Below are 19,616 nucleotides of genomic sequence, written 5' to 3'. Positions count from 1 at the left end.
GGAATGAGCGTAGATGTATAGCTGGATCATTATTACTATTTTAATAGCAACAGTCCTATTCACTTTCATACGTCTACGCTCGTTAAAAACACAAATAAAAGCAATGACTGCTCAACTTATTGCTTATAACAACAACGAAACAAATAAGAAACTTAGCATGTCATTGATCGACTCCGAACTAGAGGCATTAGCGGAAGAAACGAACAACGTGATTGATACACTCAAAACGATCAAAGCAAACAAACAACGAACAGAAAACGAACTAAAAACAGCAATTTCCACAATGTCCCATGACTTACGCACTCCATTGACGAGCATCATTGGCTATTTACAGCTGGCACAAGCTGATGAAATCGAGCAAAAGGAACGACAAGCCCATTTATCGGTTGCCTTAAAACGGGCAAAAACATTAGAATCATTGCTTCACAGTTTCTTTGAACTGTCCGTCATCGAATCAGCGGATTATCAATTGAACCAAGAGCGAATCAATGTTAGAAACGTAATGATTGAGACACTTTTTGGTTTTTATGACCGCATCGATCACAAACAGATTGAACCAACCGTTCAAATGCCTGATCATGATGTTTGGATTTGTGCAGATCGACTGGCGATTACTAGAATTTTAGAGAACCTAATCTCTAATGCGATGACGTATGCCGAAGATAACATTACGATTGAGCTAATAGACGAGGATGAGAAGATGTTGTTCATCATTAAAAATGATGCTCCGAATTTGAAGGAACAAGAGGTGGAGCTGCTATTTGATCGGTTTTATATGGCGGACCAGGCACGTTCTACTCATCACGCTGGTTTGGGCTTGTCTATCGTAAAAAGCTTAATGGAAAAAATGAATGGCGAGGTTAAAGCCTATAAAGAAAAGGAAACGCTTGTCATTAGTTGTGAATGGCGAAGGAATTAACTGATCTCTTATTTTATAAAGGTCTTTCGTTGCTTCGTATCATATCAAAGCTCTTTTAGTTCAACCATTAGCTCAGCTCTCTTAGCAATGAATTTTTCATGGTCATGAAGTATGGTTCCATATTCAAAAAGAATAAGAACTGCCGAACGACAATTCCTACTCAATTCAACCAAATTAGAACGAGCTTTATTTATTTTGAATCATTCTATTAATTGATTTAATTGCATCAAAATGCATTCCTTCATGATATAGACAAAAGCTAATTAATTCTTTCACTGTTGATAGCGTGAGACCTGTAGATGTCGTGTAGGGCTGTATTTCATCATCTAACCGACCTTCTAAATACTGCTCAGTTCTGTTTAATTGATTGCTTAGTAATTGAATTAATTCATCGATCGTGGGCAACTCTTGATTTCCCCATTCAGTCGGCATTGTACCAGTACCAAACAATGTCACAAATTCATTGTGTAAATGAGCTTCTCCTCCCGCAAGTTCGAAACAGAACTTTTCGTTTACCACATACACATGTCCTAAATTCCATTTAACATTATTATTAAAACCTTTTGGTATGAATCGTGATTCTGCTTCTTTCATACCTGCAACTTGACTGAGTGTATTTTCACGAACAAATTGCAATTGCTTGAAAAGATAATGTTCCATTACATTCCCTCCTAATTATTCCCAAAATGTTGGATAAAACTGTTACTACAATGCAAAAATCACGATCATAATGGAGCCGAATTGAACAGGAGATAATAAATAATTCCAACTATATGCCCATAGTATAACAACAAGTGGATCTGCCCCAGCCGACGGATGAGTTGTTTTCGTTAACATCATCAGTGCAATCGCTAAACCAACTGCTAATGCAATGGTCCATGGTTCATTTCCAAATAGATGATACATAAATAAACCTATAAATGTTGAAATGAAATGACCACCGATTACATTTCGTGGTTGTGATAATGGTGAGTTCCAAATCCCAAACACTAACACACAGCTTGCACCAAATGGAGCCATTAACCATGAAGAAGAAGTCATATTAGTTAAGTAAAGTAACGCAACAATTGTTAGAAATCCACCAGCTAAGCCTGTTAGAGAGTCCCCTACATTGACTTGTAATAGACTTCTTCCTGTTCCTTTCATTTTCAAAAAGTACCTTTCACGATTGATTGCCGGTTCAGTCCCCATTGTAATCCCCTCCCACTTCATTCTACACAAACAAAACTAACCTGTCAAAGTTAAATTTAACAGTTAGTTAAAACAACAAGAACCAACTATAGATCTAACACGTTTAGTTTTGGAAGGAAAAAAGCGAATTCACAAGTTAAATAACAGTGTATTAAGCATTCCAATTCCAAACGAATTAACACTATAGTGGTATACAAAAACGCACAGATTTTAACATCTGTGCGTTTTTATTGATATTTTCAACCCTTGTTAAGCTAACTCCCTCGTTAGCAAAGTATTATCATTAAGATTTTTTCTTATAATCTAAATAATTCAAAAAGAATAATATGAATAAAATAATAGCCATAGAAAGCGGTATCAGCCATAGTTGATCACCATTTAAAAATATACCTAAAGCTAAAATCACCACAGATATTACTGGTGCCATTATATAATAAGGCTTGGCGTTATAAAACCACCCGTAAGGAAAAAAGTGAGCACCTGTAATAATTGCAAAAAACATAACTGCGTCTGTTGGACTTTTTATCATTCCCCAGATGAGTATTGGAAAATAGATAATCTGAGCTAGGTTCAAAAAAAGTCCAAGTTCACCTAATGGGATGTTCTTAAACGTCCATTCTGCTTTTATTAAAGAAGACATAGCGATTGATAATGGGAACATTAAACCTGTTGAGCAAAGCATAAATATGTTTTTTTGTTGTATTTCTATTGGTTGTAAGAAAATTATTGTGATTATTGACCAAATTACAATAGCCGATAATAAAAACCCCATCCCGTTTTTTCCTTTTACAGACAATTCATTTCTAGTTTTATTCAATTCCAATAGCATATTTCCCTCCATCCTCTAGTAGAATTTTACTACCAAGTTAGTTTTAAAAAAACACAAGCGTCTTTTCTTATAAGCGACGTGTGGAGCCGTTACAATGGTTTTATTTTTTTGAAAGTGGGGTTCACGCGAAGCCGTCGCTCTCCTTTGAATTTGCCCACAGCTTCCTCGATTCTTCCCACACCTGCTCCTGCGAATTTTTATGCATTCTTATCTTTGAACAAAGAACTTAATAATTCTCATTTTAGCATTAAATGCCAAAAAATCTATAAAAAATTTGAAAAAAATAAACAAAGCCTCATTCGCTTGGCTTATCTTTTATAAGATGTCGTTCAGCGAGAATTATCTTTCCGTTGTTGGTGTTGCAATAATGGGCATTTAGCTTCTTTTGTTTTGTCTGAAAAACAAAAAATTGTAATAGTGTGCAAATAGTGATAGTTAATTCTTTCTTTAGTCATCTTTTAATTTTCGATGATGAAACCTTGCCACTTTTTTTGCGATTTCCACATATTTTCATAGAACACCATTTACGTCTCCCACTTACATCTATAAATAAAAGGACACACTCTGGATTTCGGCATCTCTTCAAATAAGTCAGTTTATTTGCTTCAATTAAAGTTAAGACATCAAGAGCAATCAACGATATAAGTACATCCTCAATCTCTCCAATAGGATTAGGAATTAATTTATGATCAATCAATTTATACGTAATCGGTGCTTTTTCAATGTTCTTTTCTAAAAAATGAATAAAGTCTTTTGAAATGAGCTGAGTTTCTACGATAGCTTCAAATTCTGTTCTGATAACCTTCCGCAATTCTAGAATACTTGATGCTACTTCGTTTACACGATTCTGAACAGATTTAAACAAATGCTCATTCCAAAAGGCATGATCCTTCTTCACCACATTTAGCCAATCAAGGACATCTTCGTTATTCGTTAATAAATCATATCGTTGTCCCCATCTTACTACCTCTGTATTTACTAGATCCAATGAAATATTTCCTGATAACAATGGATATTTATTTGTATCTTGCATACTAACATCTCTCATTCCTTATATTTATTAATTACTCGAGACTCCCATCCCTAAATGTGATCTCACTCTTATATGCTTTCTTGTTCCGGTCTGTAAGTACTATCTTATTAATTTTAACTATGACTAGCCCTGTTGTGCTAAGGAGGGCTTGCAGTTATAACTATAATAAATTACTTTGTATGTAATTGTAACCAATTAAGAGGAAGAAAACGATAATAACGTTTCCTTCCTTAACGACTTAATGAAAACGAACGATCGTATCCACTTCATGACGGAAATGTGGATACCCTTTCTCATCTGCATGACCAAAAGGAACCATTCCGGCGAATCGCACATGATCAGGCAATCCTAACAGACTTCTTACTTTATCTTGGTCAAAGCCAAGCATCGGTACACTTGAGTAACCAAGTCCTTCTAAGGTAACAAGGAGAAAACCTAAAGCAATATTCGTTTGAGTTAACCCCCATTGTCCCCGTTCTTCCACTGATTGTTCTTGGAACGTCGACGTTAAATTGTTGATTTCATCCTTGCGACGTTCTTCACTCAGGTCGGGGTGGACAGTATCAGATATATTATCAAGCACGTCTTCCATATCACTTGTAACGAGGATTACCGCAGGGGCAGAAGACACTTGTTGTTGCCCGTAAGCCGCATCCTTAAGCTTTTCTTTTAAATCCTTGTCAATAATAACATGGAATCTCCACGGTTGAAGGTTCCATGCACTAGGTGCTAGACGTACCAGTTTAAAAATACGTTCGATATCTTCCTTTGAAATTGTTTCTTGAACAAACTTACGAATACTGTGACGTGATTTAATTGCATCTTTGACTGAAAGAACATCTGTAGTTGTTGACAACGTTATCTTCCCTCCTTTATTTAGTCTGTTTTAGAATTTCCTTAATTGTTGAAAGCATCCGACATACTTATTACTATTATTTGTCTTTAATCACAAGGTTTAATAACCGTCGTTGTGGGCATGTTAAAATAAATGAAGTTGAGGGAAGATGACAAGATACAATGTATAGCTAGGACGATGTGTTGAATTTATTTACAGCAAAGGTACCGGCAAGTTGAATCTTTCGGAGTTCGTAATGAATTCGTCACTGATTCAATCTCTTCATATAATTTACTATTTTTTCTGAAAAAGCATCTGCTTCTTCCCAACTAGGATTATGACCAGAATTTTCAAATTGGTATAGCTCTCCTTTTGGGACTTTTTCAAGATAGGTATTTATTTGTTTCTCACACGTTACGAGGTCATAAGCTCCCGTTAAAAGTAGTGTTGGGACATTTATATGTGGTAGCTTAGTTAATAAAGATTCATAAATGAGTCCTTCTTGTTTTAACTTATCTAAGTGAATAAATGATTGTTCTTGTAAATCTTGTATTTCTTTTGGAATTACAAGTTGTGGATAAATACTTTCGTATTCTCGAAAATATAAATGATCCTTATTTGAACCCAATTTTTGACTTAACTCCAAAAACATATCAACCTTTATATTAGTAGAATAACTGCCATTAGCATACCGTAATGATTTGATTGCATTATTATCATCACCAAGTGTTACAAACACTTTTGCAGCACCATGTAACAACGAGCGAAAGGATAAATCTAAATCAAATGAGGGACTCTCAAAGATCAATGCTTCTACGGATAAAGGATATGCTTGCGTATAAAGGATTGCTAAATACCCTCCAAATGAATGACCCCAAACAACCCATTTCTCTATCCCTAGTTTTTGTCGTAGCACTTCTATATCTTCAATAATATCTTGTAAACGAAAGGTTTCATCATTAACTAAAGGCTCTGACCGCAGAACACCTCTTTGGTCGAACGATACCCACCGAACTGACTTAGACAATCGCTCCTTCTGGTAAAATGAATGTGAATAGCAACCCTCACCTGGTCCTCCGTGAAGGAATAATAGCACTGGAGCGTTTTCATTTCCTGCTGTTTCGACATATAGCTTTTTACCACGAATTGTGATCAACCCATTCATCCTATTACTCCTTTAGCATATTCGTTGAACTAATTTACCTTCCTTAGCTGTACTTCCTTCTTGATTCATAAGTTTAATAGGATCTATACAATTTAAAATTTCTTCTACTACTTAATAAGTTTATCTATTACTAGAAAATTAGCAATTGAAAAGAAATCAAAAAATAATGAGCTGGTATAATTAAAAAAATCTAAATCAGAAAGGGGGATTTACGTTCATGAAGAATATTTTTAATTATTTGCATACAATGGAAATTTTAAACCGTATCGACAAACTAAGCCCCATTCAAAACCACAATGGGGAAAAATGGATGTCTCCCAAATGCTAGCTCATTGCTCATCGTTCCAAGACATTGCAATGGGAAATTCTTTTCCCTCAAGAGGTTGGTTAGGGATATTAATAGGACAGTTTGTGAAACCAATTTTTTATAATGACAAGCCATATTCCCCCAATATGTCCACGATTCCGACCATTTTAATTACAGAGAAAAAAGAATTTGAAACAGAAAGAGAAAAGCTGAAACAAAAAATTATAACATTTCAAAATAATGGGCCAAAGAATTGTACAACTCATCCACACCCTTTTTTCGGCAAACTTACTTCCGAGCAATGGGGAAAAGGAATTTACAAGCATCTTGACCATCATTTAAAACAGTTTAGGGTTTAGTCATTTTAAAATGCCAACCAATACACTCAATTCTTTTCTTTTTTTGTATATATAATTTAATTCAACTTAAAACTGAGCGATCCTGCCTGTAGTGACATATGGATCTTTATTATCTCTACACATTTAACTTTCATTTCCTTTTGATCAATAAAGAAAAAGTATCTCTTGTTGAAGAATGCACTCTGATGATTGCTTTCACAAATCAACATCAAAAAAGAGCTCCCCTTCAAAAAGGAAGCTCTGATTCAACGTTATTTCAATTTCTAGACTTCCTTATTCCCCCTGTAGGAATTTAAAACTCTATTCAATCAATTATCATCCACTATTTCCCATTTCCTTATAGTTTAAACTTCTGCACTAGCTCATTCAATATTTCTGCTAGCTTTGATAACTCCTCAGAGCTTTTTGCTACTTCCTCCATTGAACTACTTGTTTGTTCGGTAGAAGCTGCCGTTTGTTCAATTCCTGCGACGGCTTCCTCTGAAACTTCACTGATTCCTTCAATCGCCTCTTTCATCTTTTCGCTTTGTTCTGTCATATTAGTTAAGTTATTAGTGATCGTTTCAATGTTTTGAACCATTTGTTTAATGGATTGGTTAATTTCTGTGAACGTTTCTCCAGTTGTTTTAATTTGACTAGTGCCCTTTTCTACTTCTTGATATCCACCTTGTAAGGAAGTTGCCACTGCAGTTGATTCAAGTTGAATATTGGAGACAATGGTTGTAATATCTGAGACTGATTCACTTACTTGTTCTGCTAGCTTTCTAACTTCATCAGCTACAACCGCAAATCCTTTTCCATGCTCTCCTGCACGAGCTGCTTCAATCGCTGCATTTAATGCCAAGAGGTTTGTTTGTCCTGCAATATCATTGATTACGGCAACAAGCTTAGAAATTTCCTGTGTTTGTGAATCTAACCCTTTTACCTTTTGTACAGCATCCTTCACAATTTGATCAATCACGTTCATTTGTTGGACAGACTGCTCCATTAATTGACCACCATTTTTGGTAACAGCAAGTACTTCAGTGGAAGACTTAGATACGACCTCTCCATTTATATTCGCTTCCTCAATTTTTGCTAGGAAAGATTCCATGGTCGAAGTTAAATTCACGGCACTGTTTGCCTGTGTTTCTGCACCTGAAGTTAATTCCTGCATCGTACTTGCCACTTGCTCTGTACCAGTATTCACTTCATTTGCTGCTTGATTTAGTTCTTCACTACGACTGTTCACAGTCTCAGAAACCTTTGACGTTTGACTAATAATTGTACGCAGATTGGTAATCATCGTATTCGTTGCTTGACCTAGTTGGCTTACTTCATCGTTACCATCATATTCAATCATATTCACATTAAGATTTCCATCCGCAACCTGACGACTTATATCAATGACTCTATTTAAGTGTCTAGAAACCATTCGACTTATTAAGAAAACAAGGATCCCACCAATAATAATCGATAATACTATTGCACTTATTAGTACAGTCGTTGCCACTTCTTTACTACGCATTGCATCTGAGATTGCCTCCGCTTGCTGTTCGTTCAAAGCCGGAATCAATTTCATAGTTTCTTGATTACTATGCTCTAGTAGTGCATAGCCTTCTTCTAAATAGAGCATAGTTGCTTCCGTATCTCCAGCATTTACAGCTTCTTCAATTTTATTAAGTAAACTGTTTATTTCTAGATCTGCCTTCTTTATTTCATCAAGGTTAGCAAATTCCTCTTCTGTTGCCACTCCTACCATACTCTCTCTTAACATTTCTTCTAGCATAATAAAATATGTGCTTCTATCCTCAAACTCCTCAAGGAATTCTGCTTTTCCTTCATAACTAAAACGTGCAAATCTAATAAACTTTTCGCTCGACAACGAACCTAATTCTGCGATTTGTAAAGCTCTTGTTCCTCGTCGTTCGACCCTTTCAATTTCTTCCCCTATGATTTGAATTTGTTTTGTAACAATAAAGGCTGAAAGTGCAAATAATATAAAGAGAAATATAAATACAATTCCGTACTTCCAGCCGATTTTTACATTTCTTAAGCTCAACTTAGCCATCTGACATTCTCCCTTAGTTTTTTCTTTTATTCTGTCGAAAAATGTCTACTTTTGAAATAGGTATAACATCCTTATTTAAATGTAATTAGAGGAAGAATAGTATTATAGTAGGAGACTAGCATACTTTCTTGTTGACCGTGTTTGTCCGTATTAGTGATCACCTCTGAAACCATCACTACTGACACCCAATATTTTTGCAACTTCTCGTAATCCATAATGTATTATATAGAGAACTTTTTGATCATCTTCTTTTTATGTCCATGATGCTTTCACCATGCTTTTTGGAATACTAACACATGGTGCAGCCTTGAAATAAAGTTTTATTAAATTAACTCTAACAAACTTGACAAAAGAGCAAATAGAAGAAGCGTGTTTTGAAAAAAAAGAGTGATCAAAACACGCCCGATTGTTGAATATTCTTTTTTTGAATAGTATCGTAGGACTGTGCAACTAGCAGATCTTTTATTTTTCTTATCTTATTCAACAATTGCGCCCGATTGACTAATAACCTAATTTGAATACAGCCAAGGAATGGCAGGTGGAATATCAGATTCAGGTAACAAGTATATCGCATAAAACCATAGGCACAGTAAGAAAGCAAATGAAATTACAAACATTGTCCGTTTTGACCAAATCCTAAGTATTAAAGCTATTATACCTAAAATTAAACTACCAATAGTCAAGGCTAGTTCGATATATGCAACCACATATATACCAAACTTTTGCAATACAATTGCTCTCATTTGAAGTAGGTAAAATGATACGTAGATAAGCTGTAATAGCAAACCTATATTAACTATCCTCATAACTTCACCTCTATCCTAAATAGTTTTTTCCTGATTCAGGCACAGGGCTTTTTCAATAATTGTGTCACATTGTCATTTTTCCAAAATAAATATAGTCACATTTCTCCTATGCCATAGGCAAGAACACTGAATAAAAAACTAATGATTGTTAAGCCTCCAACGGGAATAGAAAAAAATTTGTTGTTTTTGAATTCAACGATAGCTGTGATTGCACTCCCTACACACAACACCAACCATATAGGTACAAACAATGAATTCGCAATATTCACAGGTAGTAAAGTGTATCCTCCAGTCAAGAAATACACCCATTGAAAAATCAATAGTCCTACTACTACATAAGAAACCTTATAGGGACGTTTTCCCTTATCATTTTTTCTAATGGCTATAATCGCCGGTGCAATAAACATTGCAACTGCAATGACACCTACAATCACTAGAAATACTATTGAAACTGTAATGATTAACACTTTCCTTTCATAAACAGGTACTGAATCCACTTCGCTTCCGATCTTGATTGTCTAATCCTTTCGATATTCAAGAATATCCCCCGGCTGACAATCCAATGCCTTGCAAATGGATTCTAAAGTAGATAATCGAATCGCTTTTGCCTTGCCATTTTTTAAAATAGATATGTTAGCCATTGTAATTCCAACCTTCTCAGATAATTCTGTCACACTCATTTTTCTTTTTGCCAATATCACATCAATATTGATTATAATTGCCACTGTTTTCACCTCAGACCGTTAAATCATTTTCTGATTTTATATCTAAAGCACTTTTCAACAACTTCTGAAGAACCATAGTGAAAACTGCTATAACAACAGAACTAAAAATTATAGTAAATACGATAATAACTATTCCAGGATGTAAAGCATTTTGTGACAATAAGATGATACCCCCAATTACATATAAGACACTAATTGTAATTGCACAGTATTTTATGTATCTTAATGAAGTTACAGACAATTCCGAGAAGGCATTGTTTTCATCAATGTAGGTTAAAAGCTTCAAAGCCTTATACAAAGCAAAGTAAAACGGTATCCCTGTTACATACAAACCGATTAACACGGGAAATCGTAAATACGCAAATTCTGGAAACACTTCTGCAGTATCGTTTGCTAACCTAGGCAACCAAAATATAAGTAAAGTTAGTACAATAATCCCAATAAAATAAATAGCTATTCTTAAAAAAAGTATTGTTCCCCGTTGCATTAAAAGCACCTCACTTATCTATCATTATTATGATAATAACATATATATTTATCGTTTCACAATAAATTTTTATCAAAATACAAAGAATCATTGCGAAAAAAGAACCCTTTATTTTAAGTGATTAAATTCACTAATTCATGAATACTTAGAAAACTTTCTCACGACCGACTCTAACTCATCATACGATTTTGCTCATTCATTTTCTTACGATTAGATGCATGAGTAGGTCCTTTTTATTATTTGCCCAAGAAATTGAATTAGGTAACTATAGTTACTGCATATGTTATCTATAATTGGTAGATTTATGATGAAACTGTTGTAAAATAAGTGAAGGTGAGGTGAGAAATTTGATCGGAATGAATTTAATGAACTGGCGTAAAAAGCATCATTTAAGTCAAGAGCAAGTGGCGGATAGAATTAATGTCTCACGCCAAAGTGTTGCTAAGTGGGAAAATGACGAGGCTTCTCCTGGCATTTATCATTGTCTGTCTTTAGCAAATTTATATGGCATCAGTCTTGATGAATTAGTGAGTAGTGTAGATAAAGAACCATTGGATATAGATACCACCACTTGTGGCACTCATATTTTTGGTCATGTAAAAGTAGGGGACCGCGGTCAAATTGTGATACCTAAAGAGGCACGAGATTTATTTGAAATTGCAGCGGGTGATCGCTTAATCGTGGTTGGTCAGGAAGGTAAAGGATTAGCTTTGACTAAATATGACAAAATATTACCGATAATCGAGAGCTTCTATAAGTCGAATTCACCTGATGATGACTTATGAAAAAGAGAATTATTTTGTTTCTTGTCACTACTTTAGTCGATCAGACAGATAACGAGACGATGAACAATGGAAATGATGGGAGAAGACGAGATGGAATATGAGATTCATGGGGACAGTGACAAAGAAATGATTATTTTCATTCATGGAATCGGAGCGAGTTCTTGGATGTGGTGGCAGCAAATCGCTGTCTTTAATGATTACCAAATCTGCTTAGTGGATTTACCAGGACACGGCAAAAATGCAGATATTCCTTGGATTGATTTAACTACCACAACACAAATGATTGCAGAAGACGTTATAGACAATCAAAGAGCACATATAGTCGGTATTTCCCTAGGGGGGCATGTTGCTCTGGAAATCGCTAAACATTATCCGCAAAAAGTCAAAAGTACTTTTATCAGCGGAATTACCGTAAAGCCTATGCCTTTTAAGTTTCTTTTGCCCATCCAATCACGCTTCATTCAACGGTCGCTCGGTAACACAAACTATCTCTATCGCTTAGCTAAAGAAAACTATCAAATACCTGAAAATAAAACGGAAGAATTCATTCGAAACTATCAATTATTGACAAGAGGGAATTATGAAGCAATTGGTTACGAAATTATGGATTTTCGTTTGGATGAATCTTATGCTGTAATTAAGCGTCCGATTTTATTCGTAGCAGGTGATCAAGAATCGAGTGGTATTTTACAGTCTCTAAAGATTGCTCCCAAAATTATACAAGGGGCTGAAACAGCTAAGATTCCTGATGCTCAACATATTTGGCCCGTTCAAATGCCCCAAGAATTTAATCACGTATTAAAAGAATGGGTTAGAAAAAATTAAATTAGCATACGATTGCTTACTAATATCGAGACAGTTGTTAGCAAGCAGATTGGTAAAGCATTATTTGAGATTAATGTACAAATGGAAGATTTACAAAGTGCACTTTTCAAAGAATGCCTTTAGGCTTAATGTTTAATGTTGAAATTTCTGTTTACGATATTTATATAATCCAAATATACTTTCTTTCAATAATAAATAATATACCTACTATTAAGTAAATCATTACTTTGCCTGTATCATTCCACGCTAGCATTGAGTTGCTTAGAAATGATTAGGCACGTACTAAAAAGCGAACATTAAATAAAAGTAGTTTATCCGTTTTCGATTCACCTTCTACGCAACAAATTGATCTGTTGTCTTTCTTAATTTCTTATTCAACATAGGCTCCCTTTAGTTGAAGAACACACACTTAAATTCTAATTTGTTTGAATTGAGTTTTTACTCGGTCTAGTCGTTTTTTGAATTTGTTTCTGTTGTCGGGTAATAGATTTATATCTGACAAAGATGCAATTCTTTCAACCACGCTTTCAATCGTCATATTGTTAGTATCAATACGTTGGTGAAATATATCATCTTGCAGTCCTTGCAGACATCTATCAATTTGACTTGCAGCCCAAGAGTTTCTTCGTTCTCCACGTTTTCGTAATCTCTTTTCTAATGTCTCTTTTGACGCCCACAGAACAAAATGCTTAACAGTGATATTGTCATCTCTCAATTTGCCTACAATCTCTTTAAAATAATTACGATTTACAATAGTCATTGGAACAATAATTACTCCACCATATTCAGAATTTATATGCTTCAACATTGCGTAATTTATTTCACGCCAAATTGGATAATCTTGAAAATCGGCTTTCTTAATTTCTTTAGGAATATTTTTTCGTATAAAATAACCAACGTTTTCTGGGTCATATATATAAGATTGGGGAATTCTTCTATGTAATTCGTAAGAAGTTTGTGTCTTCCCCGAACCAAACGCTCCGTTAACCCATATAATCACTTTGAGCTCCTCCTCTTAACTTAGTTTTTGTTATCCACTCTTTTGCTCCTTTAGTTTAACATTCATTCCCTTTTTATTTGTATAGAAAAAGCACGCCTGCCACATAACCCTATTATATTTCTTAAACATTATAAACCTTCCTAAAGACAATCTGTAAAGTTACTTTCCCATTTTAAATCAAATAACTTCTTCTTTAACTATTCTGCTTCTATACATCAAAGAAAAGGTCAATCTCTCCTTAGTGGAATAATTATTTCATTAGAAAGCATCCCTGTTGAATACCACTATAAAGAACAAATCCAAAGTAATAGCTAGTAAATATGGTTGTAAACAATGCCTCATCTATTAACACAGATAAATCAAGTTTAGTATATCCTGTAATTCAGATAAGGTATGAAGACATAATGTATACTCTTAAAGACAACAAGAATTGAAGAAACAATTAATAATGTAATACTACCTATTAGAAAGAAAGCTATTATGAAATAAACCTTTTTTTTGAAATGGCATTTATAAAATAATATCTTTTAATCTCTTTTCCTTCCAATATATGAAATTAACAGTGCAATCAGAGCAACAAAAGGGATGAAGGGAGTCCAACCAATGAAGTAAAATATTGGAGCTAAGAAGGCCATCACACCGAAGAGGATCAATAGTTGGGAGTTTTTCAGTAATCCATAAATAAAAAAAAATAAACCTATTAGTATCACGATCACAAAAGAAATAGTTAGCAATTTCATTATCACCCTCCTCAAGGAAATAATTTATTTGATATTAAAATTACCTACTACATAAGATTTTAACGCTATTCGTTAGTTGAAGAAGAATATTCATTTCTATTTAACACAAGGATGATAATTCCTTCCGTAACTACGATTTATTAGTAGCTTCTAATTGAATGTAATCAAAAACCTCCTATTTGAAATCACACCTATAGATACTCACATTATAGAGATTTATAGTAAAGAACGGTAGAATGTAGTTCTCCATTTGCCGATTTCGCATAATAAGGGATTTTACCAGCATGAATATAACCTATTGAAGAATATAGAAGATTAGAAGGGTCTCCTTCTCTTGTATCGAGAACTAATAAAGACCTGCCTCCTGCTTAGCTTGTTCCTCAACCTCGTTCATTAATGCTCGACCAATACCATTACGTCGATAATGCGGGTGTGTCATTAGCTTTGCAATCTCAGCTCTATGAACACCATTCTGTTTAGAACATAGCTGTAATTGTACGCTTCCAACTACCCGGTTGTTTATTTTGGCAACAAATAGATGCACTTCTGGACTTAAGACGTTCCTCCAATATTTTATAGCATCTGAAAATGGCAGTGGTGGTAAAAAGCCAATCGATGCGTCATCTTCTATTACCTGTATCAGAAGATCAGATAGGTCATCAATGTATTCTTCTATACTTTTGACTTGTTCAATTTCCACATTATAACCCAACAAAATCACCTCAATTTAATAGTAAGCCATGTATTAGATTTGTGAACGAAGTCGGCAAAATCGTTACCATTTGTAATGCATGAGGCCAGCAATTTGCTCAACTGTCATTTAGAAGCTAAATCTTTTGCCCTTTCCTCTCTGACAAACGACAATCTTTATAAGGCTCTAGCTTTCCCACTTTTGTTTTGGCCTTTAAAAGCCAGAACGTTCTCTATGATAATATCAATCCCTGATAACGTTTAATAACCTAGAGTTGAACCGTTGTCGTTTAGAATATACTTAAATATGATCCCCTATCTATTAATAAATCAGTTAACCCCATGGGCATGATTAAAGGATTTCTCCCTTTTCATTTTATCAATATAGTGCATAGATTATTTATAAATTTTATACTTGCTTGGTATTTCATGTCAATCGCTATCAATTTTACGACCAAACGATTATTCCTGTATCATGTCCATGCCATCAAGGTGTAAATATTTCATCTCATTTTAATTCAAAATCCTCTTATATTTAATTTTTCACCACTTATAAGACGTTAAGGTAATTTATAATATTCATGTGTTAAAGTTTGATTGGGAGAGGTGGGACCGATGAAGATTCATTTACAAATCGATGATAAATTCGAGGAAACTGAAGTTCATATATGTGCTAGTGAGTACAACGAACAAATTGAACGTTTAATGAAGCAGTTACAGGTAACACAAATGAATGCCATTGATGGTTATTTGCAGCAGGATATTCATCTGGTGAAAATTCAAGACATCTACTACATTTTTGCAGAAGGTACGAAAGTGTATTTATACACAGCCGAACATGAATTTGAATCGAAGCGTAAATTGTATGAGCTTGAGACTATACTTGCACAAGATTTTGTTCGTGTTAGTAAATCAACACTTGTTAATATTGATAAAATTACTTCTATTCAATTGGGACGTCTAGGTTCGACTGAAGTGATATTAGATGATGAATCATCTGTACATGTCAGTCGCAAATATTTAAAAGAATTAAAAAGCCGCTTAGGCATTGGGAGGAATTAAGATGATGAACATCCTTAGATCTGCCATTATTGGGCTGCTAATTGGGCTAAGTTCTTCATATACGATAATGACATTTACCGTTTTAGCGATCCCAAATGCTACGCTAACAGGGGAAGAGCTTTTTAAACAGTGGTTGATAGCAGCTATTCTAGGTATCGTTATCGGGTTGATTTCAATTATTTTTAATGTTGAGCGTTTAAATTTTGCTCTAAGGTTATTTATACATATATCAGCAATTACATTCGTTGTGTTTGTCGCGGGCTATTTTGGTGAATGGTATGACATGTCTCATGTAACTACTGTTGTAAGTCTATTCCTTTCTATTTTTATTATCTATTTGATCAGTTGGATCATTTTCATGCTCCTTTTAAAGAAAGATTTAAAAAAAATAAACCATGAAATTCAAAAAAGGAGGAATAATGTCTAATGTCTCATCTCGCTATTGAGGTTCAAAACTTAACGAAATCTTATGGAACGGTTGAAGCATTAAAGGGAATCTCCTTACGCGTTAATAAAGGAGAAATGTTTGCACTTTTAGGCACTAATGGTGCAGGGAAGTCAACGACAATCGAGATTTTATGTACATTACTTAAAAAATCAAGCGGAATGGTTAAGATGACAGACTTTACGTTAGATCAAAAAGAACATAATGACCTAATACGTAAATCGATAGGTGTTGTTTTCCAACAAAGTTTGCTTGATCCAAAACTTACGGTCTATGAAAACATTATCCATCGTGGACGTATCTATCATTTAAGTAAGGGTGATCTAGCCGAGAATTATCAATTCGTCTCTAGTTATTTACAGTTAGAAGATATACAACATAAAAAGTATGGTGCATTATCGGGTGGGCAAAGCGTCGAGCAGACATAGCACGTGCCTTAATTCATAAACCTGAAATTCTCTTTTTGGATGAGCCAACAACAGGTCTTGATCCTCAAATTCGTAAATTTGTTTGGGAAACGATAAAGAAAATGCAGAAGGAATCCAATATGACAGTCATTTTAACGACTCACTATATGGAAGAAGCAGCTGTTGCTGATCAAGTTGTTGTTTTACAGAATGGAAAGATTATCGAAAAGGGAACTCCTGATGAATTAAAAGCAAAATACGCTTACATCCAATTAAAATTAGAATTTAGCAATGAGGTGATAGGAGAACAGTGGCTTCACGAAATGGGGATATCTTTTTCTAAGAAAATAAACATTTATACGATTAAAGTCGAGAGAACGATACAGGCACTGTCTATTCTAAAAAGTGCTGAACCTTTTTTAGCATCTTTTGAAGTCATTAAAGATACGTTAGATGATGTGTTTATTCGTATCATTGAAAAAGGAGGCGGTAATCTTGACCTCACTAGTTAGCTTAGTTAAGCGGAATCTGAAAGTCTTTTTCCGAGATCGGACTCTTGTCTTCTTCTCTCTTTTATCCATACTCATTGTTGTCATATTATACGCTTTATTTTTACAAAAAATGCAAGTTGATTCGATTGGGAAAGTTACAGGAGTAACTCCAGAGATAGAAATCATGGTAAATGAGTGGCTTGTGGCTGGACTACTGTCAATGGTTGCTGTAACAGCGACGCTTGGAGCTTTTAGTGTTATGGTTCAAGATATACAAACAAAAGTAACGGCAGACTTCTTAACCGCACCGATTTCACGACCTTCCCTATTATTAAGCTATGTGTTTAGTGCATTTATTGTTGGTATCATTTTCACGTTCATTGCCTTGCTAGGTAGTCAATTATATTTAGTAGCGACAGGTGGAAATTGGTTCAGTTTTCATGTGTTATATAAAATGATTGGCATTCTATTATTATCTGTATTTCTCGCTAGCATGTTCAATTTATTCATTATTCAATTTGTGAAATCGCAAGGAGCGTTTTCAACACTTAGTACGATTGTTGGTACACTAATTGGTTTTTTATGTGGCGTGTATGTTCCTCTAGGACTTTTACCCACATTTGCTCAAAACCTTATCATGTATTTCCCAATTAGTCATACAACGGTTCTTTTACGTGATGTGATCATGAATGATTCCATACAAACCGTATTTAAAGATGCTCCTATTGATTTTGTAGAAAACTATAAATTAGACTTTGGTGTCATTTACGAGATGAATGGTGTGTTGATTAGTAGTACAGTCAATATTTTAATTATTCTTGTGACAGCTATTGTCCTTTGTTTCGTTTCAATTCTGATTTTTAAAAGGCGAGGGGCATTTTAGAAGCTATCGTATATGACCACAGGTTTGAGTGAAGGGTGGTAAGCTTCCTTTTCTATTCGAGGAAAAGAAAGGTAGGAAACGAAGGCCTTGCGGCAATGGCAGTGAATGTAAGAGCTAATAGAAACATGTACATACTATAATGTATAAACCAAGCAACCCCGTTCTAAATTTAGGACGGGGCTAAAATATACTGTATGTAAAAATTTAACAATACGTCGATTAATAATCTATGGTTTTATTTAACTAAGGCTCCAATGTCTTAAGCACAACATTTAGTTCTATATTTATCTGCCAATTTTCTCTCTATTTTTGCCATCTTACTATGGTTATGAAATGACTTCTTTCACTTCTGCCACAGTAGCTCTGTAGTATTTACTCTTTGACGGTTGAATACTAAATAACAATATTGCAATCGTTAGTAAGAACATAGAAATTGCACCAAAGACAACAACAAACTTAATGGATATTAATTGAGAGGCTACAGCAAATATAAAAGTTATCACTATGATTAATAAAGCTTCTACAAAATTGTAAATACTTCCTACCCGCCCCATGACTTCAACTGGAATGTTATTTTGATAAAATGTGTAAAAACCAGTGTTTGCGAAGGCAAGTGAAAATGCTAGTATAAATACCCCCACGGATGCACTCAAGAAAGTATTAGAGAATGCAAAAATAATGTATCCTACTGATACCATGACTGATCCTATCCCAATGAGTAAAGAAACCGCGAATTTTTTGTGAATAGGACATTCATCAAAGAACCTACGAGAATTCCTGCACCTGCAATGCTCACAAGAAAGCCATATTCGCCATCTGATAAAGAAATAACTTCTTTTGAGAAAGCTACTTCTAGTGAGTCAATAGCCGTTTGCATGACAATGAAAGCAATAAATAGAAAATAAACAGTCATGACATACAAAAACTGACGGCTAAATTGTAATACCTCTTTCCAATCTTGCTTTAATAAGCTAAGTGATAATCTCTGATTTGATGATTTGCTAACTCGATGCTTTTCTACATTCGGCATAAATAAGGTGACTAAAGCTGAAAAGTAGAAAGCAATCGCATTAATAAAAATAGCGTAAATAGGTGTACCAATCATAAATAGCACCCCTGTAATCGCTGGACCAAGTATGAATGCACCAGAATCAAGTAAACTTCTTAAAGAATTAAACCGTTTCCTTTGTTCGGTGGGAATTAACCTAGTAATATAACTAACCGAAGTTGGACCATATAAAGATGAAGCCATATTAATAACAAAGACGAGTAAATAAATGATCCACAATGTATTAGTGAAAAATGCTAAACAAGTAATAAGAGTTCCCTGGATAATATCTAAAGTAACCATGAGAAGCTTTTTATTTATCCGGTCAATGACACTCCCTCCCCATAAATTAGTAAATAACGTAGCCAAAGGCTTAATAATATAAAGAACTGCTACTGCAAGGGGAGAACCTGTCATATTAAAAACGATTAGATTTAAAGCAAGAAAATATACCCATGCCCCAATATTTGAAATTCCTATACCAAATAATAAAATTGATGGATACTTCCATTGATCAGCTAATTTTCTGATATT

At 34.5% G+C, this 19,616-nt stretch carries 18 protein-coding genes and 4 pseudogenes; 8 read left to right on the top strand and 14 right to left on the bottom strand.

From position 1 onward, the window contains the following. Positions 1-13 precede the first annotated feature (13 nt). Complete coding sequence (locus tag JCM19034_RS15415) at positions 14-919, top strand: sensor histidine kinase KdpD (protein WP_062051117.1); 906 nt, start codon at positions 14-16, stop codon at positions 917-919. Between the two features lie 186 nt (positions 920-1,105). Here the strand turns inward: JCM19034_RS15415 and JCM19034_RS15410 are convergent, their stop codons facing one another. From JCM19034_RS15410 to JCM19034_RS15385, 6 genes are all read right to left on the bottom strand, one after another. Then, positions 1,106-1,579 (bottom strand): DinB family protein, encoded by a 474-nt coding sequence (locus JCM19034_RS15410; RefSeq protein WP_062051115.1) that lies wholly within the window; start codon positions 1,577-1,579, stop codon positions 1,106-1,108. 45 nt (positions 1,580-1,624) lie between these two features. Further along, positions 1,625-2,110: an HPP family protein gene (locus tag JCM19034_RS15405; protein WP_231686986.1), complete on the bottom strand. Its 486-nt coding sequence runs from the start codon at positions 2,108-2,110 to the stop codon at positions 1,625-1,627. Positions 2,111-2,393: 283 nt separating this feature from the next. Then, positions 2,394-2,939, bottom strand: coding sequence for a hypothetical protein (locus JCM19034_RS15400; protein WP_231686985.1), 546 nt, complete (start codon positions 2,937-2,939; stop codon positions 2,394-2,396). Between the two features lie 451 nt (positions 2,940-3,390). Further along, complete coding sequence (locus tag JCM19034_RS15395) at positions 3,391-3,972, bottom strand: CGNR zinc finger domain-containing protein (protein WP_062051113.1); 582 nt, start codon at positions 3,970-3,972, stop codon at positions 3,391-3,393. Between the two features lie 238 nt (positions 3,973-4,210). Further along, a complete protein-coding gene (locus JCM19034_RS15390; RefSeq protein WP_156324010.1) occupies positions 4,211-4,828 on the bottom strand; it encodes a nitroreductase family protein in 618 nt (205 codons plus the stop codon). A 244-nt stretch (positions 4,829-5,072) separates the two neighbouring features. Further along, on the bottom strand, positions 5,073-5,972 hold the full coding sequence (locus JCM19034_RS15385) for an alpha/beta fold hydrolase (RefSeq protein WP_062051109.1): 900 nt from the start codon (positions 5,970-5,972) through the stop codon (positions 5,073-5,075). A gap of 217 nt (positions 5,973-6,189) precedes the next feature. On the opposite strand from JCM19034_RS15385, the pseudogene JCM19034_RS15380 reads away from it, so the two are divergent. Then, a pseudogene (locus tag JCM19034_RS15380) lies at positions 6,190-6,638 on the top strand (DUF1569 domain-containing protein). A 337-nt stretch (positions 6,639-6,975) separates the two neighbouring features. Here the strand turns inward: JCM19034_RS15380 and JCM19034_RS15375 are convergent. The 5 genes from JCM19034_RS15375 to JCM19034_RS15355 form a co-directional block, all read right to left on the bottom strand. After that, positions 6,976-8,688: a methyl-accepting chemotaxis protein gene (locus JCM19034_RS15375; RefSeq protein ID WP_062051107.1), complete on the bottom strand. Its 1,713-nt coding sequence runs from the start codon at positions 8,686-8,688 to the stop codon at positions 6,976-6,978. Positions 8,689-9,197: 509 nt separating this feature from the next. After that, a complete protein-coding gene (locus JCM19034_RS15370; protein WP_062051104.1) occupies positions 9,198-9,494 on the bottom strand; it encodes a hypothetical protein in 297 nt (98 codons plus the stop codon). Positions 9,495-9,589: 95 nt separating this feature from the next. Beyond that, positions 9,590-9,991 carry a hypothetical protein gene (locus JCM19034_RS15365; protein WP_062051102.1) on the bottom strand — a complete coding sequence of 134 codons (402 nt, stop codon included), beginning with the start codon at positions 9,989-9,991 and terminating at the stop codon, positions 9,590-9,592. Positions 9,992-10,012: 21 nt separating this feature from the next. Next, a complete protein-coding gene (locus JCM19034_RS15360) occupies positions 10,013-10,219 on the bottom strand; it encodes a helix-turn-helix transcriptional regulator (RefSeq protein WP_062051099.1) in 207 nt (68 codons plus the stop codon). A 10-nt stretch (positions 10,220-10,229) separates the two neighbouring features. Next, positions 10,230-10,706 carry a DUF2975 domain-containing protein gene (locus JCM19034_RS15355; RefSeq protein ID WP_062051097.1) on the bottom strand — a complete coding sequence of 159 codons (477 nt, stop codon included), beginning with the start codon at positions 10,704-10,706 and terminating at the stop codon, positions 10,230-10,232. 365 nt (positions 10,707-11,071) lie between these two features. On the opposite strand from JCM19034_RS15355, the gene JCM19034_RS15350 reads away from it, so the two are divergent. Continuing rightward, positions 11,072-11,491, top strand: coding sequence for a helix-turn-helix domain-containing protein (locus JCM19034_RS15350; protein WP_197276419.1), 420 nt, complete (start codon positions 11,072-11,074; stop codon positions 11,489-11,491). A 90-nt stretch (positions 11,492-11,581) separates the two neighbouring features. Then, complete coding sequence (locus tag JCM19034_RS15345; RefSeq protein WP_197276418.1) at positions 11,582-12,316, top strand: alpha/beta fold hydrolase; 735 nt, start codon at positions 11,582-11,584, stop codon at positions 12,314-12,316. Positions 12,317-12,725: 409 nt separating this feature from the next. Here JCM19034_RS15345 and JCM19034_RS15340 read toward each other — a convergent pair whose 3' ends face one another. Beyond that, complete coding sequence (locus tag JCM19034_RS15340) at positions 12,726-13,316, bottom strand: AAA family ATPase (RefSeq protein WP_062051090.1); 591 nt, start codon at positions 13,314-13,316, stop codon at positions 12,726-12,728. Between the two features lie 946 nt (positions 13,317-14,262). Continuing rightward, positions 14,263-14,783, bottom strand: a pseudogene (locus tag JCM19034_RS15330) (GNAT family N-acetyltransferase). A gap of 578 nt (positions 14,784-15,361) precedes the next feature. On the opposite strand from JCM19034_RS15330, the gene JCM19034_RS15325 reads away from it, so the two are divergent. From JCM19034_RS15325 to JCM19034_RS15310, 4 genes and pseudogenes are all read left to right on the top strand, one after another. Further along, entirely contained in the window at positions 15,362-15,808 is a 447-nt protein-coding gene (locus tag JCM19034_RS15325; protein WP_062051086.1) for a LytTR family DNA-binding domain-containing protein, read from the top strand. 1 nt (position 15,809) lies between these two features. Next, a complete protein-coding gene (locus JCM19034_RS15320; protein ID WP_231686984.1) occupies positions 15,810-16,235 on the top strand; it encodes a DUF3021 domain-containing protein in 426 nt (141 codons plus the stop codon). Continuing rightward, positions 16,235-17,172 (top strand): annotated as a pseudogene (locus JCM19034_RS15315) (ATP-binding cassette domain-containing protein). The gene JCM19034_RS15320 and the pseudogene JCM19034_RS15315 overlap by 1 nt, the downstream one beginning before the upstream one ends. Then, complete coding sequence (locus JCM19034_RS15310; RefSeq protein ID WP_062051084.1) at positions 17,156-18,034, top strand: ABC transporter permease; 879 nt, start codon at positions 17,156-17,158, stop codon at positions 18,032-18,034. Before JCM19034_RS15315 ends, JCM19034_RS15310 begins: the two are co-directional and overlap by 17 nt. A 326-nt stretch (positions 18,035-18,360) precedes the next feature. Here JCM19034_RS15310 and JCM19034_RS15300 read toward each other — a convergent pair. Beyond that, positions 18,361-19,613 (bottom strand): annotated as a pseudogene (locus tag JCM19034_RS15300) (MFS transporter). Positions 19,614-19,616: the final 3 nt, after the last annotated feature.

The sequence above is a fragment of the Bacillus sp. JCM 19034 genome, from assembly GCF_001310635.1.
Classification (GTDB): Bacteria; Bacillota; Bacilli; order Bacillales; family Bacillaceae_D; genus Halalkalibacter.
Note: the sequence above shows the minus strand (reverse complement) of the source record. Positions and strands in the feature narration are given on the sequence as shown.